The organism is Blastococcus saxobsidens (assembly GCF_010682065.1).
GTDB classification, from domain to species: domain Bacteria; phylum Actinomycetota; class Actinomycetes; order Mycobacteriales; family Geodermatophilaceae; genus Blastococcus; species Blastococcus saxobsidens_B.
The window spans coordinates 15615-40181 of record NZ_JAAGWG010000014.1; the positions used below are offsets into that span (position 1 = coordinate 15615).

At 73.9% G+C, this 24567-nt stretch carries 24 protein-coding genes; 21 read left to right on the forward strand and 3 right to left on the reverse strand.

What is annotated here, in order from left to right:
* The 10 genes from mltG (at window position 1) to nusB (ending at window position 8533) form a co-directional block, all read left to right on the forward strand.
* Window positions 1-1668, forward strand: coding sequence for an endolytic transglycosylase MltG (mltG, locus tag GCU60_RS11065; protein WP_239520963.1), 1668 nt, complete (start codon window positions 1-3; stop codon window positions 1666-1668).
* Window positions 1665-2468 carry a shikimate dehydrogenase gene (locus GCU60_RS11070; protein WP_163205141.1) on the forward strand — a complete coding sequence of 268 codons (804 nt, stop codon included), beginning with the start codon at window positions 1665-1667 and terminating at the stop codon, window positions 2466-2468. Before mltG ends, GCU60_RS11070 begins: the two co-directional genes overlap by 4 nt.
* A gap of 8 nt (window positions 2469-2476) precedes the next feature.
* Window positions 2477-3142 carry a prepilin peptidase gene (locus GCU60_RS11075; RefSeq protein ID WP_163205143.1) on the forward strand — a complete coding sequence of 222 codons (666 nt, stop codon included), beginning with the start codon at window positions 2477-2479 and terminating at the stop codon, window positions 3140-3142.
* 84 nt (window positions 3143-3226) lie between these two features.
* Entirely contained in the window at window positions 3227-4420 is a 1194-nt protein-coding gene (aroC, locus tag GCU60_RS11080) for a chorismate synthase (protein ID WP_163205145.1), read from the forward strand.
* Window positions 4417-4950: a shikimate kinase gene (locus tag GCU60_RS11085; RefSeq protein ID WP_163205147.1), complete on the forward strand. Its 534-nt coding sequence runs from the start codon at window positions 4417-4419 to the stop codon at window positions 4948-4950. The genes aroC and GCU60_RS11085 overlap by 4 nt, the downstream gene beginning before the upstream one ends.
* A complete protein-coding gene (gene aroB, locus GCU60_RS11090) occupies window positions 4947-6008 on the forward strand; it encodes a 3-dehydroquinate synthase (protein WP_163205149.1) in 1062 nt (353 codons plus the stop codon). The genes GCU60_RS11085 and aroB overlap by 4 nt, the downstream gene beginning before the upstream one ends.
* The gene (aroQ, locus tag GCU60_RS11095) at window positions 6005-6439 is read left to right on the forward strand and encodes a type II 3-dehydroquinate dehydratase (protein WP_163205151.1); all 435 of its coding nucleotides are present in this window, start codon (window positions 6005-6007) and stop codon (window positions 6437-6439) included. The genes aroB and aroQ overlap by 4 nt, the downstream gene beginning before the upstream one ends.
* Window positions 6436-7551, forward strand: a complete 1116-nt coding sequence (locus GCU60_RS11100) for a M24 family metallopeptidase (RefSeq protein ID WP_163205153.1) — start codon at window positions 6436-6438, stop codon at window positions 7549-7551. Before aroQ ends, GCU60_RS11100 begins: the two co-directional genes overlap by 4 nt.
* Window positions 7552-8112, forward strand: a complete 561-nt coding sequence (gene efp, locus GCU60_RS11105; protein WP_163205155.1) for an elongation factor P — start codon at window positions 7552-7554, stop codon at window positions 8110-8112. It begins immediately after the preceding gene.
* Window positions 8113-8125: 13 nt separating this feature from the next.
* Window positions 8126-8533, forward strand: coding sequence for a transcription antitermination factor NusB (nusB, locus tag GCU60_RS11110; protein ID WP_163205157.1), 408 nt, complete (start codon window positions 8126-8128; stop codon window positions 8531-8533).
* A gap of 624 nt (window positions 8534-9157) precedes the next feature.
* Here the strand turns inward: nusB and GCU60_RS11115 are convergent.
* The 3 genes from GCU60_RS11115 to GCU60_RS11125 form a co-directional block, all read right to left on the reverse strand.
* Entirely contained in the window at window positions 9158-10186 is a 1029-nt protein-coding gene (locus GCU60_RS11115; protein ID WP_163205159.1) for a hypothetical protein, read from the reverse strand.
* On the reverse strand, window positions 10183-11106 hold the full coding sequence (locus tag GCU60_RS11120; RefSeq protein ID WP_163205161.1) for an ABC transporter ATP-binding protein: 924 nt from the start codon (window positions 11104-11106) through the stop codon (window positions 10183-10185). Before GCU60_RS11120 ends, GCU60_RS11115 begins: the two co-directional genes overlap by 4 nt.
* 162 nt (window positions 11107-11268) lie before the next feature.
* Window positions 11269-11829 (reverse strand): transcriptional regulator BldD, encoded by a 561-nt coding sequence (locus GCU60_RS11125; RefSeq protein WP_163205163.1) that lies wholly within the window; start codon window positions 11827-11829, stop codon window positions 11269-11271.
* 244 nt (window positions 11830-12073) lie between these two features.
* Here GCU60_RS11125 and pyrR point away from each other — a divergent pair, with 244 nt between their 5' ends.
* The 11 genes from pyrR to coaBC all read left to right on the forward strand — a co-directional run bounded on the left by pyrR (window position 12074) and on the right by coaBC (window position 24529).
* The gene (pyrR, locus tag GCU60_RS11130) at window positions 12074-12697 is read left to right on the forward strand and encodes a bifunctional pyr operon transcriptional regulator/uracil phosphoribosyltransferase PyrR (RefSeq protein WP_163205165.1); all 624 of its coding nucleotides are present in this window, start codon (window positions 12074-12076) and stop codon (window positions 12695-12697) included.
* Window positions 12694-13614, forward strand: coding sequence for an aspartate carbamoyltransferase catalytic subunit (locus GCU60_RS11135; protein ID WP_163205168.1), 921 nt, complete (start codon window positions 12694-12696; stop codon window positions 13612-13614). The genes pyrR and GCU60_RS11135 overlap by 4 nt, the downstream gene beginning before the upstream one ends.
* The gene (locus tag GCU60_RS11140) at window positions 13611-14900 is read left to right on the forward strand and encodes a dihydroorotase (RefSeq protein WP_163205170.1); all 1290 of its coding nucleotides are present in this window, start codon (window positions 13611-13613) and stop codon (window positions 14898-14900) included. The genes GCU60_RS11135 and GCU60_RS11140 overlap by 4 nt, the downstream gene beginning before the upstream one ends.
* Window positions 14897-16063 carry a glutamine-hydrolyzing carbamoyl-phosphate synthase small subunit gene (gene carA, locus GCU60_RS11145; protein WP_163205172.1) on the forward strand — a complete coding sequence of 389 codons (1167 nt, stop codon included), beginning with the start codon at window positions 14897-14899 and terminating at the stop codon, window positions 16061-16063. The genes GCU60_RS11140 and carA overlap by 4 nt, the downstream gene beginning before the upstream one ends.
* The gene (carB, locus tag GCU60_RS11150; RefSeq protein WP_163205174.1) at window positions 16063-19359 is read left to right on the forward strand and encodes a carbamoyl-phosphate synthase large subunit; all 3297 of its coding nucleotides are present in this window, start codon (window positions 16063-16065) and stop codon (window positions 19357-19359) included. Before carA ends, carB begins: the two co-directional genes overlap by 1 nt.
* Window positions 19356-20711, forward strand: a complete 1356-nt coding sequence (locus GCU60_RS11155; protein WP_345770533.1) for a dihydroorotate oxidase — start codon at window positions 19356-19358, stop codon at window positions 20709-20711. Before carB ends, GCU60_RS11155 begins: the two co-directional genes overlap by 4 nt.
* Window positions 20708-21559, forward strand: a complete 852-nt coding sequence (gene pyrF / locus GCU60_RS11160) for an orotidine-5'-phosphate decarboxylase (RefSeq protein WP_163205176.1) — start codon at window positions 20708-20710, stop codon at window positions 21557-21559. Before GCU60_RS11155 ends, pyrF begins: the two co-directional genes overlap by 4 nt.
* Before the next feature lie 346 nt (window positions 21560-21905).
* Entirely contained in the window at window positions 21906-22232 is a 327-nt protein-coding gene (gene mihF / locus GCU60_RS11165; protein WP_091769659.1) for an integration host factor, actinobacterial type, read from the forward strand.
* Window positions 22233-22273: 41 nt separating this feature from the next.
* Window positions 22274-22873 (forward strand): guanylate kinase, encoded by a 600-nt coding sequence (gene gmk, locus GCU60_RS11170; protein ID WP_163205178.1) that lies wholly within the window; start codon window positions 22274-22276, stop codon window positions 22871-22873.
* A 65-nt stretch (window positions 22874-22938) separates the two neighbouring features.
* On the forward strand, window positions 22939-23202 hold the full coding sequence (gene rpoZ, locus GCU60_RS11175; protein ID WP_014376157.1) for a DNA-directed RNA polymerase subunit omega: 264 nt from the start codon (window positions 22939-22941) through the stop codon (window positions 23200-23202).
* Between the two features lie 100 nt (window positions 23203-23302).
* Window positions 23303-24529 (forward strand): bifunctional phosphopantothenoylcysteine decarboxylase/phosphopantothenate--cysteine ligase CoaBC, encoded by a 1227-nt coding sequence (coaBC, locus tag GCU60_RS11180; protein WP_345770534.1) that lies wholly within the window; start codon window positions 23303-23305, stop codon window positions 24527-24529.
* Window positions 24530-24567: the final 38 nt, after the last annotated feature.

Genomic DNA, 24567 nt, shown 5'->3' on the forward strand with positions numbered 1-24567 from the left:
ATGGACCCCGGAGCCGACCGGACCGGGCCGCTGGTCGAGCCCTCCTGGTGGTCCTACGGCTCCACCGACCACCCGGACCACCCCCGCGCCGGCCGGGCGCCGGACGCCGACGCGCACGGCTTCGGCCGCGAGCACCCGTCCGCGCCGCTGCCCCCGCTGCCGACCGGTGCCTGGGACCGGCTGGGACCGCGCGCCGCCACCGGCGACGACGACCCCACCGTCGCCACGCCGCGCGTGGCCGGCCGCCAGGGCCACGATCCCCACCCGGACGACTCCTTCCTCGACTCCTTCCCCGACGACTCCTTCCCCGACGACCGGTACCCCGGCGCCGACCCGCGGCCGTGGGAGGAGCAGACCGGCGGCCTCGACGTCATCGGCGCCAACGTCGACGAGCCGACCCCCCGCCGTCGCGGACTCCGGCGCGGGCGGCGGAACGCTGCCGCCCCGGCCGACCTGCCCGAGACCGAGGCGATGCCGGCCGTGGCCCCCGACGGGCCGGCAGGGGAGCTCCCGGAGGAGCACCCCGTCCACGAGGAGCAGGACCACGACGCCGAGCCGGTCGGCCCCCTGACCGACGACGCGATCCCGGTGGCGCCCTACGACCCGCGCAACGACCGGCAGCGGCGTCGCCGTCGCCGTCGTCCGTTCGCGGTGGCGCTGGTCGTGCTCGTGCTCGGCGGCATCGTCGCCGGCATCGTGCTCGGCGGGCAGCAGCTGCTGTCGCTGCTCGACCCCGACTCGCGCGACTACACCGGCAGCGGCACCGGCAGCGTCGACGTCCGGGTGAACCAGGGCGACACGCTCAGCGACATCGCCGCCACCCTCGACGGGGCCGACGTCATCGCCTCCACCGGCCCGTTCGTCAGCGCCGCCAAGGCCAACCCGGACGCCACCGGCATCCAGCCCGGCGTGTACACGCTGCGGCTGCAGATGAGCGGCGAGGCGGCACTGCAGCTGCTGCTGGACCCCGCCGCCCGGCAGGTCTCCCGCGTGACGCTGCGCGAGGGGCTCACCGTGACTCAGGTGCTGGCCCGGCTCGCGGAGGACACCGGCACGCCCCTGGAGGAGCTGCAGGCCGCCGCGGCCGACCCGGCCGCGCTGGGTCTGCCGGCCTACGCCAACGGCATGCTCGAGGGCTTCCTGTTCCCCGCCACCTACGACTTCGAGCCCGACGACACCGCCGCCGACATGCTCGGCGCCATGGTGGCCCGGGCGGTCCAGGCGCTGGATGCGCTGCAGATCCCCGAGGCGGACCGGCTGGTGGTCGTGACCAAGGCGAGCATCGTGCAGGCCGAGGCGGCCGGCGCCGAGGACATGGCCAAGGTGGCGCGGGTCCTGGAGAACCGGCTCTCCGACGGCATGCCCCTGCAGCTGGACACGACCGTCAACTACGCCAACGGCAAGGGCGGGATCACGACGACGGCGGCCGACCGGGCCAACCCCTCGCCGTACAACACCTACTTCCACCCCGGGCTGCCCCCGGGCGCGATCAGCAACCCCGGTGAGGACGCGCTCGAGGCGGTGCTGGCCCCGGCCGAGGGCGACTGGCGGTTCTTCGTCGTCGTCAACCCCGACACCGGGGAGACCCGCTTCGCCCGCACCGGCGAGGAGCACCAGCAGAACGTGCTGCTGTTCCAGCAGTGGCTGCGGGAGAACCCCGAGGGATGAGGGCCGCCGTCCTCGGCCGGCCGGTGTCCCACTCGCTCTCCCCGCTGCTGCACCGCGCCGCCTATTCGGCCCTGGGGCTCACCGAGTGGACCTACGACGCCCTGGACGTCGGGGCGGAGGACCTCCCCGACCTCCTGGCCGGGCTCGGTCCCGAGTGGCGGGGGTTCTCGGTGACGATGCCCTGCAAGCAGGCGGCGGTCGCGGTGGCCGACACCGTGCAGCCGTTGCCGGGTCTCCTCCGGGCCGCCAACACCCTGGTGCGCACCGAGGGCGGCTGGCGCGCGGAGAACACCGACGTGGGCGGCATCGGCATGGCCCTGCAGCTGGCCGGGGTGGCGGAGGCTCCGCACGCAGCGGTCCTCGGTGCCGGCGGCACGGCGACGGCGGCGGTCGTCGCCCTCGCGTCGCTGGGTGCCCGGCAGGTCGACGTCGTGGTGCGGGATCCCGCCCGGGCCGGCGAGGTGACCCGGGTCCTGGACGTGCTCGGGGTCGAGGCCACCGTGCTGAGCCTGGACGGCGCGGTGGTCACCGCGCCGGTGGTGGTCAGCACCGTGCCGGTGGGCGGTCAGCCCGCCGTCGCGGCACTGGACTGGCAGGCCGGCCAGACGGTGCTCGACGTGCTGTACGCCCCCTGGCCCACACCGCTGGCCGAGCGGGTCACCGCCGCCGGGGGAACCGTCATCGGCGGCCTCGAGGTGCTGTTCTGGCAGGCCACCGAGCAGGTCGAGCTCATGACCGGTCACCCCGCCCCGATCGGCGCCATGCGGGCGGCGCTGGACGCGGCGCTCGCCGGTCGCTGACCGGCACGGTGGACGTCTCCCGCCCGGTGCTGGCCGGGATCGCGGTGGTGGTCGGCCTGGTGCTGGGGCCGTGGTCGGCGCGGGTCGCCGCCCGGCTCGCCGCCCGGGACGCTTCGGCCCGCTCGTCACCGCCCCGCGACGCCGTGGTCGCCGGGCTCACCGCCGGCCTGCTCTGCGCGGCCACCCTGCTCGGCGGTCTGCGGCCGCTCACCGCCGGCCTCGCCTGGGTGGCCGCGGCCGCCGTCCTGCTCGGCGCCGTGGACCTGGCCGCGCACCGGCTGCCCGACCGCGTCCTCCTCCCGGCCGCCGTGGCGTTCGCCGCGGCCGCGCTCGTCGACGCCGCGGTGCTCGGGACGTGGGGGGCGCTGCTGCGCGGGGCGGCGGCGGCAGCCGTGGCGTACCTGGTCGCGGCGGGTGCGGCGGCGATCTCACCGGCGGCGCTGGGTTACGGCGACGTGAAGCTGCTGGCGCTCCTGGGGCTGGTGCTCGGCTGGTTCGGCTGGGGTGCGCTGATCGCCGGGGTGTTCCTCGGGTTGCTGATCGGCGCCGCCGTCTCGGTGCTGCTGGTCGCCACCCGCCGGGCGGGCTGGCGCAGCACCGTCCCCTTCGGCCCACCGCTGCTCGCCGGTGCCGTCCTGGCGCTCGCGGTGAGCGGCGGCGGTCCGCTGCCGTGATGGAACGGCCTCGGTCCAGAGGCTCACCCCGAGCTTGCGAGGGGGGAGGGGGACCGGGGTCCTTCTACTGGCAGAATCCCTTCCATGTTGCGCTGGCTGACCGCCGGTGAGTCGCACGGCCAGCAGCTCACCGCCATTCTCGAGGGCCTCCCCGCCGGGGTCGAGGTCCAGACCTCCGACCTCGACCTGCAGCTGGCCCGCCGCCGGCTCGGGCACGGCCGGGGTGCCCGGATGTCCTTCGAGCAGGACGTCGTCACGCTCACCGGAGGTGTGCGGCACGGGCGGACGCAGGGCGGGCCGATCGCGGTCCAGGTCGGCAACACCGAGTGGCCCAAGTGGCAGACGGTCATGTCCGCCGACCCGGTGGACGCCGAGATCCTCGCCGGTCAGGCGCGCAACGCGCCGCTCACCCGGCCGCGGCCCGGCCACGCCGATCTGCCCGGCATGCAGAAGTACGGCTTCGACGACGCGCGCCCGGTGCTCGAGCGGGCCAGCGCGCGGGAGACCGCGGCGCGCGTCGCGCTGGGCGCCATCGCCCAGGCCTTCCTCCGCCAGTCCATCAACGTCTCGGTGGTCAGCCACGTGGTGGGCATCGGCCCCGTCGTCGCACCGGACGGCCTTGTCCCCGGCCCGGAGGAGAACCCGCGCCTGGACGAGGACCCGGTGCGCTGCGCCGACCCGGCCACCAGCGAGCGGATGACCGCCGAGATCGACGACGCCCGGAAGAACGGCGACACCCTCGGCGGCGTCATCGAGGTCGTCGTGCACGGCCTGCCGCCGGGCCTGGGCAGCCACGTGCACTGGGACCGTCGCCTCGATGCCCGGCTGGCCGCGGCGCTCATGGGCGTGCAGTCGGTGAAGGCGGTCGAGGTCGGCGACGGCCTGGAGACCGCCCGCCGCCGTGGTTCGGTGGCCCACGACGAGATCGTCAGCCAGGACACCGGGAACGGGCAGGCCCGCATCCAGCGGCTCACCGACCGGGCCGGCGGCATCGAGGGCGGCATGACCAACGGCGAGGTGCTGCGGGTCCGGGCTGCCATGAAGCCGATCAGCACCGTGCCCCGCGCGCTGCAGACGGTCGACGTCGCCACCGGCGAGCCGGCCGTCGCGATCAACCAGCGCAGCGACGCCTGCGCCGTGCCGCGCGGCAGCGTGGTGATGGAGGCGATGGTGGCGCTGGTGCTCGCCGACGCCGTGCTGGAGAAGTTCGGCGGCGACTCGGTGACCGAGACCCGCCGCAACGCCCAGGCCTACCTCGACTCGCTGCCGTACCGGTGAGCGGTCCGGCACTGGTGCTGGTCGGGCCGCCCGCGTCGGGCAAGACGACGGTCGGCACCGCGGTCGCCGCCGCTCAGGACCTGCCGTTCCGCGACACCGATCGCGACGTCGAGGCCGAGACCGGCGCGACGGTCGCCGACCTCTTCGTCCAGCACGGCGAGCCGCACTTCCGCGCCCTGGAGGAGCGGGCGGTCCAGCGGGCGCTCGCCGAGCACCCCGGCGTGCTGGCGCTGGGCGGCGGAGCGGTGACCAGCCCGGCCACCCGGGAGCTGCTGGTCGCGCACGGCCGGGCCGGTGGCACCGTGGTGTGGCTCGACGTCGACGTCGCCTCGGCCGCGCGTCGGGTCGGGCTGTCCCGGGACCGGCCGCTGCTCGCCGTCAACCCGCGCGCGATGCTGCGCACCATGCTGGAACAGCGCGCGCCCCTGTACACCGAGGTGGCCACCCACCGGGTGCCCACCGCCGGGCGCCTCCCGGAGGAGGTCGTCGCCGAGGTGCTCGCCGTCCTGACGCCGGAGGAGGCCCGATGACCCGCCGTGTACCGGTCGCGGGGGAGCAGCCCTACGAGGTGGCCATCGGGGCCGGCGTCCAGGTGGAGCTGGCGCTCGTGCTCGCCGGCACGCCGAAGGTGGCGGTGGTCCACGCGCCGCCGCTGGCCGCCGCGGCCGGTGCCGCCGTCGAGACGCTGCAGACCGCCGGGGTCGCCGCGGAGGCCGTCGTCGTCCCGGACGGGGAGGCCGCCAAGACCGCGGAGGTGGCCGCAGGCCTCTGGGAGGAGTTCGGCCGGCTCGGCCTCACCCGTTCCGACGCCGTCGTCGGGCTCGGCGGGGGAGCGGTGACCGACCTGGCCGGCTTCGTGGCCGCCACCTGGACGCGCGGCATCCGGTTCGTGACGGTGCCCACCAGCGTGCTGGGCATGGTGGACGCCGCCGTGGGCGGGAAGACCGGCATCAACACCGGGGCCGGCAAGAACCTGGTGGGGGCGTTCCACCCGCCGGCGGCGGTGCTCGCCGACACCGACCTGCTCGCCGGCCTGCCCGAGGCCGAGTTCCGCTCCGGGATGGCCGAGGTCGTGAAGTGCGGCTTCCTGGCCGACGCGGAGATCCTCCGTCTCCTGGACGCCGACCCCACCGGCCGTCGCGACACCGAGGAGCTGATCGAGCGCGCGGTGCGGGTGAAGGCCGACGCCGTGGGCGAGGACCTCTACGACACCGGCCGGCGCGAGTTCCTCAACTACGGCCACACCCTCGGCCACGCCATCGAGCGCCTCGAGGACTTCGGCTGGCGGCACGGTGAGGCCGTCGCCGTCGGGCTGGTCTTCGCCGCCGAGCTGGCCGGGCAGGCCGGGCTGCTGACCCGAACCGAGGTCGACCGGCACCGCGACCTGGTCGCCGCCATGGGCCTGCCCACCGGGTACGCCGGCGACTGGGCCCGGCTGCAGCAGGTGATGCGGGTGGACAAGAAGGCCCGCGGCGCGTCCCTGCGGTTCGTCGTCCTCGACGGGCTGGGCAACCCCACGATCCTGACCGACCCCGACCAGTCCTGGCTCGACGCCGCCTGGGCAGCCGTGAACGAAGGAGCGACGTGACGATCCAGGTGCTCAACGGTGCCAACCTCGGCCGGCTCGGCACCCGCGAGCCGGAGATCTACGGGACGACGACGTACGAGCAGCTGGTCGAGCTCGTCGAGGCCGCTGCCCGTGAGCTCGGCATCGAGGTGCAGGTGCGCCAGACCGACGACGAGGGCCAGCTGCTGCGCTGGATCCACGAGGCCACCGACGCCGGGAACCCGATCGTGGTGAACCCTGGAGGCTGGACGCACACGTCTGTCGTCCTGCACGACGCGCTGGCGGCGGTGACCGCCCCGGTGATCGAGGTGCACATCAGCAACATCCACCGCCGCGAGGAGTTCCGGCAGCACTCCTACGTCTCCCGGGTCGCCGACGGCGCCATCGTCGGGCTCGGCGTGCACGGCTACGTGCTGGCGCTGCAGTGGATGACCCTGCGAGGCGTCTCGTGAGCCGGGACACCACGCGCGAGGCGGCGCGGCGGGACGCGCTGCGGGCCACCGCGGCCGAGCGCGGGCTGGACGCGGTCCTGGTCACCAACCTGCTCAACGTCCGCTACCTGACCGGCTTCACCGGCTCGAACGGCGCGCTTCTGGTGCGGGCGGACGGGGACGACCTGTTCGGCACCGACGGCCGGTACACCACGCAGGCCGGGACGCAGGTGCCCGACGTCGAGCTGGTCGTCGACCGGTCGACCGTGCCGGCCCTCGCCCGCGAGGCGGTCCGGCGCGGGAGCGGGCGGCTCGGCTACGAGTCCCACGACCTCACCGTCGACGGCCTGCACGGGCTGGAGCGGGTGCTGGCCGACGCCGCGGCCGGTGGCACGGTCCCCGAGCTGTCGTCGGTGCGTCGAGCCGTGGAGGGTCAGCGCGCGATCAAGGACGACGACGAGATCGAGGCGCTGCGTCGGGCCTGCGCCGTCGCCGACCAGGCGCTGGCCGAGCTCGCCGCCGAGGGCGCGCTGCGACCCGGGCGCACCGAGCTGGAGGTCGGCCGCGAGCTCGACGCCCGGATGCTGGCGCTCGGCGCGGAGGCGCCGTCCTTCGAGACGATCGTGGCCACCGGCGCGAACTCGGCCATCCCGCACCACCGCCCCGACGCCACCGTGCTGCGCGACGGCGACTTCCTGAAGCTCGACTTCGGGGCGACCGTCGAGGGCTACCACTCCGACATGACGCGCACCGTCGTCCTCGGGCACGCGGCCGACTGGCAGCGCGAGGTCTACGAGCTCGTGGCCGCCTCGCAGGCGGCCGGCCGGGCCGCGCTGGCGGTCGGCGCCGACGTCGTCGCGGTGGACTCCGCGGCCCGCGACGTCATCGTCGCCGCCGGCCACGGCGAGCACTTCACGCACGGGCTGGGCCACGGCGTGGGCCTGGAGATCCACGAGGCGCCGGGCATCGGCCAGCTGGGCGCGGGTACGCTGGCCGCCGGCATGGCCGTCACCGTGGAGCCGGGGGTCTACCTCCCCGGCCACGGCGGTGTCCGGATCGAGGACACCCTGATCGTCACCGACGACGCGCCCGAGTTGTTGACCCTCACGAGCAAGGAATTGCTGGTTCTGTAGATGGCTACCACCAACGACCTGAAGAACGGCATCGTCCTCAACCTGGACGGCCAGCTCTGGACCGTCACCGACTTCCAGCACGTGAAGCCCGGCAAGGGCGGCGCCTTCGTGCGCACCACGCTGAAGAACGTGCTGTCGGGCAAGGTCGTGGACAAGACCTTCAACGCCGGCACGAAGGTCGAGACGGCCAACGTGGACAAGCGGTCGATGACCTACCTGTACAAGGACGGCACCGACTTCGTCTTCATGGACGGCGACACGTTCGACCAGATCTACGTGCCCGCCGCGACCGTCGGCGGCGGCGCGGACTACCTGCTGGAGAACACCGAGGTCATCGTGGCGGTGCACGACGGCACCCCGCTCTACGTGGAGCTGCCGGTGACCCTGGAGCTCGTCGTCGAGCACACCGACCCGGGCCTGCAGGGCGACCGCTCCACCGGTGGCACGAAGCCGGCCACGCTGGAGACCGGCGCGCAGATCCAGGTGCCGCTGTTCATCACCACGGGCGAGAAGCTCAAGGTCGACACCCGCGACGGCCGCTACCTCGGCCGCGTCAACTAGAGCGGTCCCCCTCATGGCCGCACGCACCAAGGCGCGCAAGCGTGCAGTCGACGTCCTCTACGAGGCCGACGTCCGCAGCCGTGGGCGCCTGGAGCTCCTCCGCGAGCGGGTCGCCGACGGCAACCCCCCGGTGCCCGACCACACCGTCCGGCTGGTCGAGGGCGTGGAGGAGCACGGCGCGCGCATCGACGAGCTGATCGAGGCGCACGCCGCCAACTGGTCGCTGGACCGGCTGCCCGACGTGGACCGCGCCATCCTGCGGATGGCCACCTACGAGCTGCTCTGGGTCGACGACGTCCCCGACGCCGTGGTCATCGACGAGGCGGTGGAGCTGGCCAAGGCGCTGTCCACCGACGACTCCCCGGGCTACGTCAACGGCGTCCTGGGCGGCATCCTCGCCGCCGAGGTGCCGACCGCCTGAGGCGTCGTCACCAGGGCCAGGAGCGGCCGAAGAACTGTCGGGGCCCGCCGGCACGATCACCCGTGTGACGACGTTCCAGGCAGTGGCTGTGACGCTGCGGGCGGTACTGCCGGGCGCGTCCTACACGTGTGCGTTCGAGCGCGTGGGCGGGCCTACGGTGCAAGTCCGTCTCGGATCGTCTGATCCGCTTCGCCGCCGCATCGGCCGTCTTCCACGCTCTGCTTGCCGGGCCTGAGCTCCTGCTGTACCGAGAACTGGTCGTCTCCGGTCGGTTGGGTCGCGCGGAGATCCCGGCCTGGCCGTTCGAGCTCCTCGCTCTGGCCCACGTTCTCCTTCCGACGGTCGCGGGCAGCGTGATCGGGCATGGGAGGAACAAGCGGTGGCCGTGGGCCACCTGGCGGACCGGTGCGTCGCCTGAGCCGCGAGCCTGGGGACCACGTGTGGACATCGGGGTTCGAGAACAAGGGCGGCCACCCGCCAACGGGCCCGTCGTCTCGGCGCTGCCGAAGGCACCGCAAGGCCCTGCCCCGGGCGCGAGCTCGGGGAGCTCGGCCGGTCCCGGATCCACGGCGAAGAACAGGAAGTAGCACCCTCCCGGCGCCTTCCCTGGCCGCGGAGAAAGACTCAGTGGATGTCGCGACGGGCGAACAGCAGCACGCCGACGCCGACGATGACCACCGCGAACGCGCCGACGACGAGGCCGCCCTGCAGGTTCGTGACCAGGTAGTAGGGCGGCTCGCTCATGTTCGCGGTCATGGCCTCGTAGTCGTACAGCCGGATCCCCCCGGGGAAGACGAGCGCGACCGCGTTGGTGGACAGCAGCCACCTCTCCAGCGTGATGTCGTAGATGCGCAGGGCGTTCTCCACGATCGCGAAGTAGACGAAGCCCACGCCCAGCGCCGCTCCGGTGTTGCGGATCAGGTTGGCCAGGCCGAACCCGATGACGCCGGCCAGCACCGTGAGCAGCACCGACCGTCCCTGGGCCGGCAGCAGCTCCGTCCAGAAGTCGTCCGGCAGCGGCGTGCTCGTGCCCACGAAGCTGCGCAGGATGAAGCCCATGGCCAGCCAGGCGGCCTGGGCCACGACGCCCAGGAGTGCGGTCGCCGCCACGAGGACACCGATCTTCGTGCCCATCACCTTGAGCCGGCTGGGCACCCAGAACAGCAGCGCCACGATGGACCGCGACGACCACTCGGCGCCGATCCAGGTGGCGCCGATGAGGAAGGCCAGCACGGCGGCGCCGGCGGCGAAGGCCATCGCGCCCGCGCCCGCGGCGGACGCGAGGTCGAAGGGCTCGACGCCGATGAAGTCCTCGACGCGCCACTGGGAGGCGTCCAGCGGCGGCCCGCAGAACACCTCCGGATTGTCGCCGGCCCGCTCGGCCTCGGTGAGGCACTCCTCGCGCCACATCTGCTCGTCGGCGATGGCCTGCTCCATCGCGGCCCGGGCGGCGGAGACGTCGGCGTCGGTCGGCTCGCGGAAGGTGCTCAGCCCGATGGCGACCGCCCCGAGCCAGCCGAGGACCGCCAGGCCGACGAGCACCTGGATGAAGCGCCGGGCGGTGAACCGGTGCACCTCCGCGCGGAACAGGCTGCCCCGCCGGCCGGTCGCCGTCGGCCCGGGGGCGGTCGGCTGCTGCAGCATCGCGCTCATGCCTGGTTCCCGGTGAGGGCGAGGAACGCTTCCTCCAGGTCGGGGGTCACGCGGACCAGCTCCTCGACGTAGTGGCCGTGCTGGGCGAGCACTCGGGTGATCTCCCCGGGGGAGGCCGCGCCGTGCACCAGGATCTGGCCGTCGGGCGAGGGGGAGACGGAGAAGCCGGCGGCGGCCAGCAGCGCCGCCGCCGTCGCCGGGTCGGGGACGGCGACCCGCGTGTCGTTGGTGCCGGCACGGGAGAGCACCGACGCCACCGGGCCGGAGGCGATCCGGCGACCGCGGACCAGGATGGTGACGGAGTCGCAGACGTGCTGGATCTCGGCCAGCAGGTGCGAGGAGACGAGGACGGTGGTCCGGCCGTCGCGGCCGAGGCGGCGGACGAGTTCGCGGATGTCGCGGATGCCGGCCGGGTCCAGGCCGTTGCTGGGCTCGTCGAGGATCAGCAGCCGGGGCGACTTGAGCAGGGCCGCGGCGATGCCCAGCCGCTGCTTCATGCCGAGCGAGTAGCCCTTGAAGCGGTCGCCCGCCCGGTCGCGCAGGTCGACCAGCTCCAGGCACTCCTCGACCCGGGTGCCGGGGACGCCGGCGGTCTGGGCCAGGAGCTCCAGGTTCCGCCGTCCGGAGAACGCGGGGAAGAACAGCGGGGTCTCCACGAGCGCGCCGACGTCGCCGATCAGCTGGGGGAGCTCGTCGGGCACCGGCCGGTCCAGCAGCCGGATCTGGCCCACGCCTGCGTCGGGCCGCACGAGGCCGAGCAGCGCGCGGATCGAGGTCGTCTTCCCCGAGCCGTTCGGGCCGAGCAGGCCGTGCACGCCGCCGGTGTCGACGGTCATGTCGAGGGAGTCCAGGGCCCGGAACGGCTGACCGCCCCGTCGGCGGTAGGTCTTGGTGACCCCCACCATCTCCACTGCCGGCATGCGGGCCTCCCTGCCTGCCGGGACCAGCGCCCGGGGTGGAAGCACCCTGGCACAAGGGCACGGGCACGCACAGTGTTCGCCGCGCGTGTCGAGACGGGTGGGGCCCGGAAATGCAGACGGGCCCCCACCGGATCGGCAGGGGCCCGTCGGAGTGCGTCCGGGTCAGCGCGGCGCGCGCCGGCGGTCGCCCCAGGCGGACTCGTCGACGTCCTCCTCGAGGTCGTCGTCGCCACCGGCGCTGATGATCCCCTCCATGCCGGGGGAGAGGACGCCCCACTCGATCAGCCGCGAGGTGAGCTCGTCGGGGCTCATGTCGTAGATGATCGCCAGCGACTTGAGGTCCTCGGCACGGATCGAGAGGACCTTGCCGTTGTAGTCGTGCCGCTGCGCCTGGATGGTCGAGGCGTACCGGGCCAGCGGGCCGGCCTCGTCGGCCGGCAGCGAGCCGAGCGACTCCAGGTTCAGCACGATCTTGTTCGTCGAGGTCACCGCAGAGCTCGGCCGGGGGTCGGGCAACAGCTCGGAGACCGGGACGCCGTAGAAGACGGCGAGCTCGGAGAGGCGCTGCACGGTGACGGCGCGGTCACCACGCTCGTAGGAGCCCACGACGACCGCCTTCCAGCGGCCGTGCGACTTGTCCTCCACACCCTGCAGGGACAGGCCCTGCTGGTTGCGGATCGCGCGGAGCCGGGCGCCGAGGGCCCGTGAGTAGTCGGTGCTCATCGCTGTCTGCTCACTGTCCGTCGTCTCGGATGGGTCTTCGTCGTCACGCAGCGTACTGGCCGAGCCCCGATCGCAACAGGCGGCCCGTGCCGGAAATGGGAGGTGAGCACTCGACCACGCACAGTCGCGGGACGCAGCCCACGCTCGGGTGGCCGACGGCCCGCGGACCCGGGTGCAGTACCGTCGGCACCGGTCCGACCACTCCTTTAACGACCCGTCCAGTGAGGCGGGGAAGGAGGCCTCTTTGGCCCGCTCGTCCGAGCCTGCCCGGAGCTCGACTCCCGGTAGCGCCCCCGGCACCCTGCTCTCCGCCGCCGACGTCGCCCGCGTCGTCGACCGCATGGCCCACCAGCTCATCGAGCGTGCGGCGACCGGCGGTCCCGCATCGGCCGACGGCGGGCTCGCCGACCTCGTGCTGGTCGGTATCCCCACCCGCGGTGCCCCGCTGGCCCGCCGGCTGGCCGCGCGCATCCAGGCCTTCACCGGGACCGGCGTCGACGTCGGTACCGCCGACATCACCCTCTACCGGGACGACCTGCGGCTGCGCGGCGTCCGGGCGCTGGAGCCCACGGTGCTGCCCGACGCCGGCATCGACGGCCGGCTCGTGGTGCTGGTCGACGACGTCCTCTTCTCCGGACGCTCGGTGCGGGCGGCCCTGGACGCCCTGCGCGATCTCGGCCGGCCGCGCAGCGTCCAGCTGGCCGTGCTGGTCGACCGGGGGCACCGGGAGCTGCCGATCAGGGCCGACTTCGTCGGCAAGAACGTGCCGACGTCGCGCTCGCAGCAGGTGAAGGTGCACCTCGCGGAGGTCGACGGCGTCGACGAGGTGCTCGTGACCGAGGCGACCGGGACGGAGGCGGCGCAGTGAAGCGGCACCTGCTGGAGGCCGCCGACCTCGACCGGGACGACGCGACGCTGGTGCTCGACACCGCCGCGCAGATCGACCAGGCGCTGGCCGGCCGCGAGGTGAAGAAGCTCCCCACCCTGCGCGGTCGCACCGTGGTGAACCTCTTCTACGAGGACTCCACCCGCACCCGCATCTCCTTCGAGCTCGCCGCCAAGCGGCTCAGCGCCGACGTCATCAACTTCTCGGCGAAGGGCAGCAGCGTCTCCAAGGGCGAGAGCCTCAAGGACACGGCGCTGACCCTGGAGGCCATGGGCGCCGACGCCGTCGTCGTCCGGCACTGGGCGTCGGGCGCACCGCACCGGCTGGCCAACTGGGTGCGCGGCAGCGTCGTGAACGCCGGCGACGGCACCCACGAGCACCCCACGCAGGCGCTGCTGGACGCGTACACGATCCGGCAGCGGCTGGGCCGTCTCGACGGCGTGCGCGTCACGATCGTCGGCGACGTCCTGCACAGCCGGGTGGCCCGCTCCAACGTCGGCCTGCTGCACACCCTCGGCGCCGAGGTGACGCTGGTGGCCCCGCCGACGCTGCTGCCGGTGGGCGTGGGCAGCTGGCCTGCCGAGGTCGGGTACGACCTGGACGCCGTCCTGCCCAAGAGCGACGTCGTGATGATGCTGCGCGTGCAGGCCGAGCGGATGAACGCCTCGTACTTCCCCAGCGCCCGCGAGTACAGCCGCCGCTACGGCCTGGACGCCCGGCGCATGGCCGCGCTGCCCGACGACGCGATCGTCATGCACCCGGGCCCCATGAACCGCGGCATGGAGATCGCCGCCGAGGTGGCCGACTCCGTCCGCTCCACGATCGTCGAGCAGGTCGCCAACGGGGTCTCGACCCGGATGGCCGTCCTGTACCTGCTGCTCGGAGGCTCTCCCCAGTGACGACCTACCTGATCAAGGGCGCCCGCCCGCTCGGCGGCGAGCCCGCCGACATCCTGGTGAAGGACGGCCGGATCGCCGCGATCGGCGACTCGCTCTCCGCGACCGGCGCCGAGGTGGTCGAGGCGGCCGGGCTGATCGCGCTGCCGGGCCTGGTCGACCTGCACACCCACCTGCGGGAGCCGGGTCGCGAGGACGCGGAGACCGTCGAGACCGGCAGCCGGGCCGCGGCCCTGGGCGGCTTCACCGCGGTGCACGCCATGGCCAACACCGACCCGGTCGCCGACACCGCCGGCGTGGTCGAGCAGGTCTGGCGGCTGGGCCAGGAAGCCGGGCTGGTCGACGTCGTGCCGGTGGGCGCGGTGACCGTCGGGCTGAAGGGCGAGCGGCTGGCCGAGCTCGGCGCGATGGCCGACTCCGCCGCCCGCGTGCGGGTCTTCTCCGACGACGGGCACTGCGTCAGCGACCCCGCGCTCATGCGCCGGGCGCTGGAGTACGTGAAGGCCTTCGACGGCGTCGTCGCCCAGCACGCCGAGGAGCCGCGGCTCACCGTCGGTGCCCAGATGCACGAGGGCGACCGTTCCGCGCGGCTCGGGCTCACCGGCTGGCCGGCCGCCGCCGAGGAGGCGATCATCGCCCGCGACGTCCTGCTCGCCGAGCACGTCGGCGCGCGGCTGCACGTCTGCCACGTCTCGACGGCGGGCTCGGTGGAGATCCTGCGCTGGGCGAAGTCCCGCGGCGTCCAGGTCACCGCCGAGGTCACCCCGCACCACCTGCTGCTCACCGACGCCTGCGCGGAGAGCTACGACCCGGTGTTCAAGGTCAACCCGCCGCTGCGCACGGACGCCGACGTCGAGGCGCTGCGCGCCGGGCTCGCCGACGGCACGATCGACGCCGTCGGCACCGACCACGCCCCGCACGCGGTCGAGGACAAGGAGAGCGAGTGGGCGCAGGCCCGGCCCGGCATGCTCGGGCTGGAGCAGGCCCTCTCGGTGGTCATCGAGACCATGGTCGAGCCGGGCCGCCTCGACTGGGCCGGCGTCGCCGACCGCATGTCGGTGCGCCCGGCCGCGATCGGCCGGGTGGACGGGCACGGCCGCCCGCTGGCTCCCGGTGAGCCGGCCAACCTGGTCCTGGTCGACCCGTCGGCCCGCGCCACGGTCGACCCCGCGGCGCTGGCCAGCCGCAGCCGCAACAGCCCCTATGCCGGCCGGGAACTCCCCGGCCGGGTGGTCGCGACGTTCCTGAAGGGAACGCCGACCGTTCTGGACGGAAAGGCAGTCAAGTGAAGGAAGCGCTGCTCGTGCTCGAGGACGGGCGCACGTTCCGCGGCGAGGCCTACGGCGCGGTCGGGACGACGGTCGGCGAGGCCGTCTTCGCCACCGGCATGACCGGTTACCAGGAGACCCTGACCGATCCCAGCTACGCCGGTCAGATCGTCACGATGACCGCACCCCACATCGGCAACACCGGCGTGAACGGCGAGGACGACGAGAGCAGCCGGATGTGGGTCGCGGGCTTCGTCGTGCGCGACCCCGCCCGCCGCCCGGCGAACTGGCGCGCCACCGGGACCCTGGACGACGAGCTGGCCGCCCAGGGCGTCGTCGGCATCAGCGGCATCGACACCCGCGCGCTGACCCGGCACCTGCGCGACCGCGGCGCCATGCGCGCCGGCATCAGCACCGAGCTGTCCGTCGAGGAGCTGCTCGCGCGGGTGACCGCCGCCGAGAGCATGACCGGCGCGGACCTGGCGCCCACGGTGAGCACCACCGAGCCCTACGTCGTCCCGGCGGTGGGGGAGAAGCGGTTCACCATCGCCGCCCTCGACCTCGGGATCAAGACGGCCACGCCGCGGCACCTGGCCGCACTCGGCGTGGAGACCCACGTGCTGCCCTCGACCGCGACGGCGGAGGAGCTGCTGGCCGCCGGCCCGGACGGGGTGTTCCTCTCCAACGGCCCGGGCGACCCGGCCGCCGCCGACTACGCCGTGGCCGCGGTGCGCGGGGTGCTCGACGCCCGGCGCGCGCTGTTCGGCATCTGCTTCGGCAACCAGATCCTCGGCCGGGCGCTCGGCCTGGGCACCTACAAGCTGCGCTTCGGCCACCGCGGCCTCAACCAGCCGGTGCTCGACCGGGTCAGCGGCACCGTGCGGGTGACCAGCCACAACCACGGGTTCGCCGTGGACGCCCCGCTGGACCGGCCGACCGACACGCCCTACGGGCAGGTCGAGGTCAGCCACGTCGGCCTCAACGACGACGTCGTGGAGGGCCTGCGCTGCCTGGAGGTGCCCGCGTTCAGCGTGCAGTTCCACCCGGAGTCCGCGGCCGGTCCGCACGACGCCGCACCACTGTTCCAGCGCTTCGTCGACCTGATGGAGGAGGCCCGGGCGCACGAGGTGCGCGCCGGCGGGCCGGCCCCGGTCGTCGAGCACACCACCGGGGAGAACGCCTGATGCCCAAGCGCACCGATCTGAAGCACGTCCTGGTCATCGGCTCCGGGCCGATCCTCATCGGGCAGGCCGCGGAGTTCGACTACTCCGGCACGCAGGCCTGCCGGGTGCTGCGCGCCGAGGGGCTGCGGGTCAGCCTGGTGAACAGCAACCCGGCGACGATCATGACCGACCCCGAGATCGCCGACGCCACCTACATCGAGCCGCTGACGCCGGAGTTCGTCGAGAAGGTCATCGCCAAGGAGCGCCCCGACGCCCTGCTGGCCACCCTCGGCGGGCAGACCGCGCTCAACATCGCCATCGGCCTCTACGAGAACGGCGTCCTGGAGAAGTACGGCGTCCAGCTCATCGGCGCCGACGTCGACGCGATCAACCGCGGCGAGGACCGGCAGATGTTCAAGGACATCGTCCGGTCCATCGGCGCCGACGCCCCCCGCTCGACGGTCTGCTCGACCGTCGAGGAGGCGATCGCCACCGCCGAGGAGGTCGGCTACCCGGTCGTCATCCGGCCGTCGTTCACCATGGGCGGTCTCGGCTCGGGCTTCGCCACCGACGAGGCGATGCTCCGCCGGATGGCCTCCCACGGCCTGGCCGACTCCCCGGTGCACACCGTGCTGATCGAGGAATCGGTGCTGGGCTGGAAGGAGTACGAGCTCGAGCTGATGCGCGACCGCAGCGACAACGTGGTGGTCATCTGCTCGATCGAGAACATCGACGCGATGGGCGTGCACACGGGTGACTCGGTGACCGTCGCCCCGGCGATGACCCTCACCGACGTCGAGTACCAGAAGATGCGCGACGTCGGCATCGCCGTGCTGCGCGAGGTCGGCGTGGACACCGGTGGCTGCAACATCCAGTTCGCCGTCAACCCGAAGGACGGCCGGCTGGTCGTCATCGAGATGAACCCGCGCGTCTCCCGCTCCAGCGCGCTCGCGTCCAAGGCCACCGGCTTCCCGATCGCCAAGATCGCCGCGAAGCTGGCCATCGGCTACACCCTCGACGAGATCACCAACGACATCACCGGCGTCACCCCGGCGTCGTTCGAGCCGTCGCTGGACTACGTCGTCGTGAAGATCCCGCGGTTCGCCTTCGAGAAGTTCCCGGGTGCGGACCCGCGGCTGACCACGACGATGAAGAGCGTCGGCGAGGTCATGTCGATGGGCCGCAACTTCGCCGAGGCCCTGGGCAAGGCGATGCGCTCCACCGAGACGAAGGTGGCCGGCTTCTGGACCGGTACCGCCGACAACCGCTCGGCCGAGGAGCTGCTGGAGGCGCTGCGCACCCCGGTCGACGGCCGGCTCTACACCGCCGAGGCCGCCCTGGCCGCCGGCGCGACGGTCGAGCAGGTCGCCGAGGCCAGTGGTTTCGACCCGTGGTTCGTCGACCAGATCGCGCTGGTCCGCGAGGTGGGCGAGGCCGTCCGCGAGGCGCCGTCGCTCACCGAGCCGCTGCTGCGCCGGGCCAAGCGGCACGGTCTCTCCGACCGGCAGATCGCCGCCCTTCGGCCGGAGCTGGCCGGTGAGGACGGCGTCCGCGCGCTGCGCCGCCGGATGGGCGTGCGGCCGGTCTACAAGACCGTCGACACGTGCGCCGCCGAGTTCGCCGCCCGCACGCCGTACCACTACTCCTCCTACGACGAGGAGACCGAGGTCCAGCCGCGCGAGAAGCCGGCGGTGCTGATCCTCGGCTCGGGGCCGAACCGGATCGGGCAGGGCATCGAGTTCGACTACTCCTGCGTGCACGCCGTCATGGCGCTGCAGGACGCCGGCTACGAGGCGGTGATGGTCAACTGCAACCCCGAGACCGTCTCCACCGACTACGACACCGCCGACCGGCTCTACTTCGAGCCGCTCACCTTCGAGGACGTCCTCGAGGTGGTCGAGGCCGAGCGCGCGGCCGGCCCGGTGGCCGGGGTCATCTGCACCCTGGGCGGGCAGACGCCGCTGGGCCTGGCGCAGCGGCTCAAGGACGCCGGCGTCCCCGTGCTGGGCACCTCGCCGGAGGCCATCGACGACGCCGAGCACCGCGGTGCGTTCTCCCGGGTGCTGGCCGACACCGGCCTCCTCGCCCCCAAGCACGGCACGGCCACCACCTACGCCGAGGCGCACGAGATCGCCTCCGGTATCGGCTACCCGGTGCTGGTCCGCCCGTCCTACGTGCTGGGTGGCCGGGGCATGGAGATCGTCTACGACGACGCCACGCTCGAGGCCTACATCGCCAAGGCCACCGACGTCAGCACCGCGCACCCGGTGCTGGTGGACCGGTTCCTGGAGGACGCCGTCGAGATCGACGTCGACGCGCTCTACGACGGCACCGACCTCTACCTGGGCGGCGTCATGGAGCACATCGAGGAGGCCGGCATCCACTCCGGCGACTCGGCGTGCGCCCTCCCGCCGATCACGCTGGGCTCTGCGGACCTGCTCAAGATCCGCGCGGCCACCGAGAAGCTCGCCGCCCGCATCGGCGTCCGCGGGCTGATGAACGTCCAGTACGCGATCAAGGACGACATCCTCTACGTCATCGAGGCCAACCCGCGGGCCAGCCGCACGGTGCCGTTCGTGTCCAAGGCGACGGCGGTGCAGTTGGCCAAGGCCGCGGCCCGGATCGCGGTGGGCGAGACGATCGCCCAGCTGCGGAGCACCGGGGTGCTGCCGGCGACCGGTGACGGCACCGACCTGCCCGAGGACGCCCCGATCGCGGTCAAGGAGGCGGTCCTGCCCTTCCACCGGTTCCGGACCGTCGAGGGCCACGGCGTGGACACGGTGCTGTCGCCGGAGATGAAGTCCACCGGTGAGGTCATGGGCCTGGATGCGGAGTTCGGCACCGCGTTCGCCAAGTCGCAGGCGGCCGCCTACGGGGCGCTGCCCACCGAGGGCACGGTCTTCGTCTCGCTGGCCAACCGGGACAAGCGCTCGGCGGTCTTCCCGGTCAAGCGGCTGGCCGACCTCGGCTTCCGCGTGCTGGCCACCTCGGGCACCGCGCAGGTGCTGCGCCGCCACGGGGTGACCTGCGAGGTCGTGGGGAAGTTCAGCGAGGGACCGGGCAACGTGGTCGAGGCGATCCTCGCCGGCGACGTCGACATGGTGGTCAACACGCCGTTCGGGTCGCCGGGCAACAGCGGCCCGCGGCTGGACGGCTACGAGATCCGCACCGCCGCGGTGAGCTCCGGCATCCCGTGCATCACCACGGTGCAGGGCCTGTCGGCGGCCGTCCAGGGGATCGAGGCGCTGCGGCGCGGCGACGTCGGCGTGCGCAGCCTCCAGGAGGTCCACGCGGCACTCGCCGGGCCCCGCCCGTGACCGCTGTCCGGGCGGTCCGGGACGACCTGGTCGCACGCGGGCTGGTCGACGGGCTGCCCGGGGCGTTCCTGGCCGGGGTGACCCGGTTCGGCCGGCCGCCGCAGGCCGAGCTGGACGCGCTCAGGGCGGACGCCGCCGCGCTGGCCGACCGGCTCGCGGCCGGCCAGGTCGAGGACGCGGACCTGCCGCTGCTCACCCGGGTGCTGTACGTCGCCGGTCAGGCCGACCTGCTGGCCGCCTCCGGCGTGCTGAGCCCCATGTACGACGTGCTCGGGGGCTTCCGGGACAACCTGGCCCGCCCGCTGGGACCGCGGCTGCCCGAGCGGCCCTCCGCGGGCGGCCGGCGCTGGTCGCTGCTGGGGCGCCGGATCGGCTTCCCCGTCGGTATCCCGGCCTGCGTGCTCAACGGCAGCGAGGCGTGGGTGCGGCACAACGTCGCCAACGGCTGGAACGTGCTGACCTACAAGACCGTCCGCAGCCGGGCCCACCCGGCCAACGAGCAGCCCAACTGGGTGTTCGCCGCCCGGGCGACCGCGAGCCTGCCCCCGGGGGCGGACGCCGACGTCGTCGCCGATCCCTGGGACTGGGTGGCGCCGGGCTCGGCGACGGTCAGCAGCGTCAACTCCTTCGGCGTCCCCTCCCCGGCACCGGAGGAGTGGATGCCCGACCTGGCGCGCGCCGTCGACGCGGTCGGCGACGAGCAGTTGCTCCTGGTCAGCGTCATGGGGGAGGGCAACGGTCCCGAGCTGGTCGAGGACTTCGCCCGGACCGCGCGCCTGGCGCAGGAGGCCGGGGCATCGGTCATCGAGCTCAACCTCTCGTGCCCGAACACGCTGAGCGCCTCCGGGGGCGGGGTGAAGCCCCCGCTGTGCCTGGACCCCGACGCGACCGTGGCGGTGGTGGAGGCCGTCCGCAGGGCGCTGGACGACCGCACCGGGCTGGTCGCCAAGCTGTCCTGGCTCGACGAGCGTCGGCTGGCGGCCCTGGTGCCGCGGCTGGCCCCGCTGGTCGACGGCATCGCCGGGATCAACACGCTGCAGAGCCGGGTGCGCCGCAGCGACGGCGCTCCGACCTTCCCTGGCCGCGAGCTGGCCGGGCTGTCGGGCATCGCCGTGCGCGACTCCGCCCTGGACCTCACCCGGCGGCTGGTGGCCCTGCGGGAGGCCGGCGGGGTGCACTTCGACGTCGTCGCGATGGGCGGGGTGACCGATCCGGCGTCGTTCGAGGCGCTCTTCGCCGCCGGCGCCGACGCGGTGCAGTCCGCCGCCGGCGCCTTCGCCGACCCCTTGCTCGCCCAGCGGTGCATCGGCGCCCTGGGCGAGACCCTGCCCCGAGCCGTGGAGGCCCCGTGACCGTCCCCTTCGGCCGGCGCCTGTCGGCCACCGTCGCCGAGCGCGGCCCTCTCTGCGTCGGCATCGACCCGCACGAGCAGCTGCTCCTGGACTGGGGCGTCGGCGACTCGCTGGACGGGCTGCGCCGCTTCACCGACGCCGTCGTCGAGGCGCTGGCCGGATCGGTCGCCCTGCTGAAGCCGCAGATCGCCTTCTACGAGCGGTTCGGCTCCGGCGGTCTCGCCGTCCTGGAGGACGCGGTGGCCGCGTGCCGGGCCGCCGGCGCGCTGGTGCTGCTGGACGCCAAGCGGGGCGACATCGGCTCGACGATGGCCGCCTACGCCGACTACCTGCGCCCGGACCACCCGCTGGCGGTGGATGCGATGACCGTGAGCCCGTACCTGGGGCCGGAGTCGCTGGAGCCGGCGGTGAGCACCGCCAAGCACCACGGCGGCGGCCTGTTCGTGCTGGCCCGGACCTCGAACCCGGACGCCGGCACCCTCCAGCACGCGACCGTGGGGGACCGGTCGGTCGCGCAGGTCGTCGTCGACACCGTGCGGGGGTGGAACACCGAGGTCGCCGGAGGCGAGGTCCCGGACGGCAGTGGCTTCGGTCCCTCCCTCGGTTCCTTCGGGCTCGTCGTCGGTGCCACGCTGCCCGCGCTGGACGTGGACCTTGACGGTCTGCGCGGGCCGGTCCTCGCGCCCGGTCTCGGCGCCCAGGGGGGCACGGTGGCCGACCTGCGCCGGCTCTTCGGCTCCGAGCGGGCCGTCGTCCCCACGGTCTCCCGGGACGTCCTCGGGGCCGGTCCGGACCCCTTCGCGCTCCGGGCCGCCGCCGACCGCTGGTCGGAGTCGCTGGCCGTCTGACGGCACCGCCGGCCGCCGCACGTCGGGGGATCCGTCCCGGCGTGTCGGATCCACGGCGTGTCGCGGTCTCGCCGCCCACCTGCACCGGACGGAGGTATTGCGGAACGAATCCGGTCCCTCTACCGCCCTGAGCTGCTGCGATCACGCTGCGTGACCGGCCGCGCGGGCACAGTACGGGCTCCCCGTGGCGGGAAAGTGGCACCGATTCCGCGCGGTCGGGCGTGACCTGCGGATTTGCCGGGCATTACCGTGGCGGTGACGCTTTCAGCAGCGAGCTGCCGCTCCTCCTGACACAGCGGAACACCGCCGGCCCAGCGGGCCGGCGTCGACACGATTGGGTTGCACCATGCCCCTCCCTGACCTGTCCCCGGAACAACGCGCCGCAGCCCTCGAGAAGGCTGCCGCCGCCCGCAAGGCGCGCGCCGAGCTCCGCGAGCGCCTCAAGAGCAAGGGCGCCACGGTCGGCGACGTCCTCAAGCAGGGCGAGACCGACGAGGTCATCGGCAAGATGCGCGTCTCCGCCGTCCTGGAGTCCCTGCCGGGAGTCGGCAAGGCCCGGGCTGCGAAGATCATGGAACGCCTGGAGATCTCCCCGACGCGCCGCGTCCGGGGTCTGGGCGCCAACCAGCGCCGTGCGCTGGAGACCGAGTTCGGCGGCGACCAGGTCGTCTGAGCCCGGCCCGAGGACGCACGCACGACGGGCGAGGACGACGAGTGGCAGCAGCGACACCGGCACGACTGACCGTGCTCTCCGGCCCCTCCGGGGTGGGCAAGGGCACCGTGGTCGCCGAGGTCCGGCGCCGGCACCCCGACGTCTGGGTGTCGGTGTCGGCCACCACTCGTCGTCCCCGGCCGGGCGAGGTCGACGGGGTGCACTACCACTTCGTCGACGACGCCGAGTTCGACCGGCTGATCGCCACCGACGGCCTGCTGGAGTGGGCCGAGTACGCCGGCAACCGCTACGGCACCCCCGTGGCGCCGGTCCGGGCCCGGCTGCACACCGGCCGGCCCGCTCTCCTGGAGATCGAGCTGCAGGGCGCCCGCCAGGTGCGGGCCCGGGCTCCGGAGGCCCAGCTGGTCTTCCTCGCGCCGCCGTCCTGGGCGGAGCTGCAGAGCCGGCTGGCCGGCCGGGGCACCGAGCGGCCCGAGGTCCAGGAGCGCCGGCTGGCCCTCGCCCAGGCCGAGCTGGACTCCTCGGGGGAGTTCGACGTGGTCGTCGTCAACGACGACGTGGCCCGCGCCGCCGACGAGTTGGTAGGCTTGCTGACTGCGCCGTCACCCGGGGTCTCCCAGGGGGCCGGCGCTCACGAGTGAGACGGTGGCCGAAGGTCTCACCGCCCCGCTCACTCCCGCCGAACGATTGAGGAGCACGCCCGCCCGTGTCCGGAGTCGCACCCGCCCCCGAGGGCATCACCAACCCGCCGATCGACGAGCTGCTCGAGCGCACCAGCAGCAAGTACGGCCTGGTCATCTTCGCCGCCAAGCGCGCGCGTCAGATCAACGCCTACTACAGCCAGCTCTCCGAGGGTCTGCTGGAGTACGTCGGCCCCCTGGTCGACACCGCTCCGCAGGAGAAGCCCCTGTCGATCGCGCTTCGCGAGATCAACGAGGGTCTGCTCGCCCACACCGCCGGCGAGAACTGACACCGGTCCCGTCCCCCCCGAGGGGCGGGCCACCCGTACTGATGACGACGCCCCCGGCTCCGGCCGGGGGCGTCGTCGTGCGTGGGGGAGGATGGGCGGCGTGAGTCGGATCGTGCTGGGCGTCAGCGGCGGTGTCGCCGCCTACAAGGCCGCGCTGCTGCTGCGTGCCCTGACCGAGGGCGGGCACGACGTCCGCGTCGTCCCCACCCCCGGCGCGCTGCACTTCGTGGGCGCCGCCACCTTCGAGGCGCTGTCCGGCCACCCGGTCACCACCGACGTCTGGTCCGACGTGCCGGAGGTCGCCCACGTGCGGATCGGCCAGGAGGCCGACCTCGTCGTCGTCGCCCCGGCCACCGCCGACCTGCTGGCCCGGGCCGCCATGGGCCGCGCCGACGACCTGCTCACCGCCACCCTGCTCACGGCGCACTGCCCGGTCGTGTTCGTCCCGGCGATGCACACCGAGATGTGGCTGCACCCGGCCACGCAGGACAACGTCGCGACGCTCCGCCGCCGCGGCTCGATCGTGCTGCCGCCCGCGGTGGGCCGGCTGACCGGGCCGGACTCCGGCCCCGGACGGCTGCCGGAGCCGGCGGACATCGCCGCGCTGGCCTCGGTCGTGCTCGCCTCCGGCGCCGAGGCGCTGGCGCCGGACCTGGCGGGCCGCCGGGTCGTCGTCAGCGCCGGCGGCACCCGCGAGCCGCTGGACCCCGTCCGCTACCTGGGCAACCGGTCCTCGGGGAAGCAGGGCTGGGCGCTGGCCCGGGTCGCCGCCGCCCGCGGCGCCGAGGTCGTGCTCGTCGCCGCGAACGTCGAGCTGCCCGCCCCCTTCGGCGTGCGGGTGGTCCCGGTCGGCACGGCCGAGGAGCTCCGCGCGGCGATGCTCACCGAGGCGGGGGACGCCGACGTCGTCGTCATGAGCGCCGCGGTCGCCGACTTCCGGCCGGCCGCGGTCGCCGCCACCAAGATGAAGAAGGGCTCGGCCAGCGAGCCGGACGCCGTGCCGCTGGTGCGCAACCCCGACGTGCTGGCCGAGCTGGTCACGAAGCGGGCGCCGGGTCAGCTCGTCGTCGGTTTCGCCGCCGAGACCGGCGACGACGACGGCGACGTGCTGGCCCACGCGCGGGCCAAGCTCGCCCGCAAGGGCTGCGACCTGCTGGTGGTCAACGACGTCTCCGCCGGGCAGGTGTTCGGCCGCGGGGAGAACGCGGTCGTGGTGCTCGCCGCCGACGGTGGCAGCACGGAGGTGCCGCTCGGCAGCAAGGACGCCGTCGCCGCCGGGATCTGGACGGCCGTGCGGAACCGTCTGCCCTCCTCCGCGGAGGGCTGAGCAGCCCTGCCCCGGGGGCGCCGGTAACGTGCGCACCC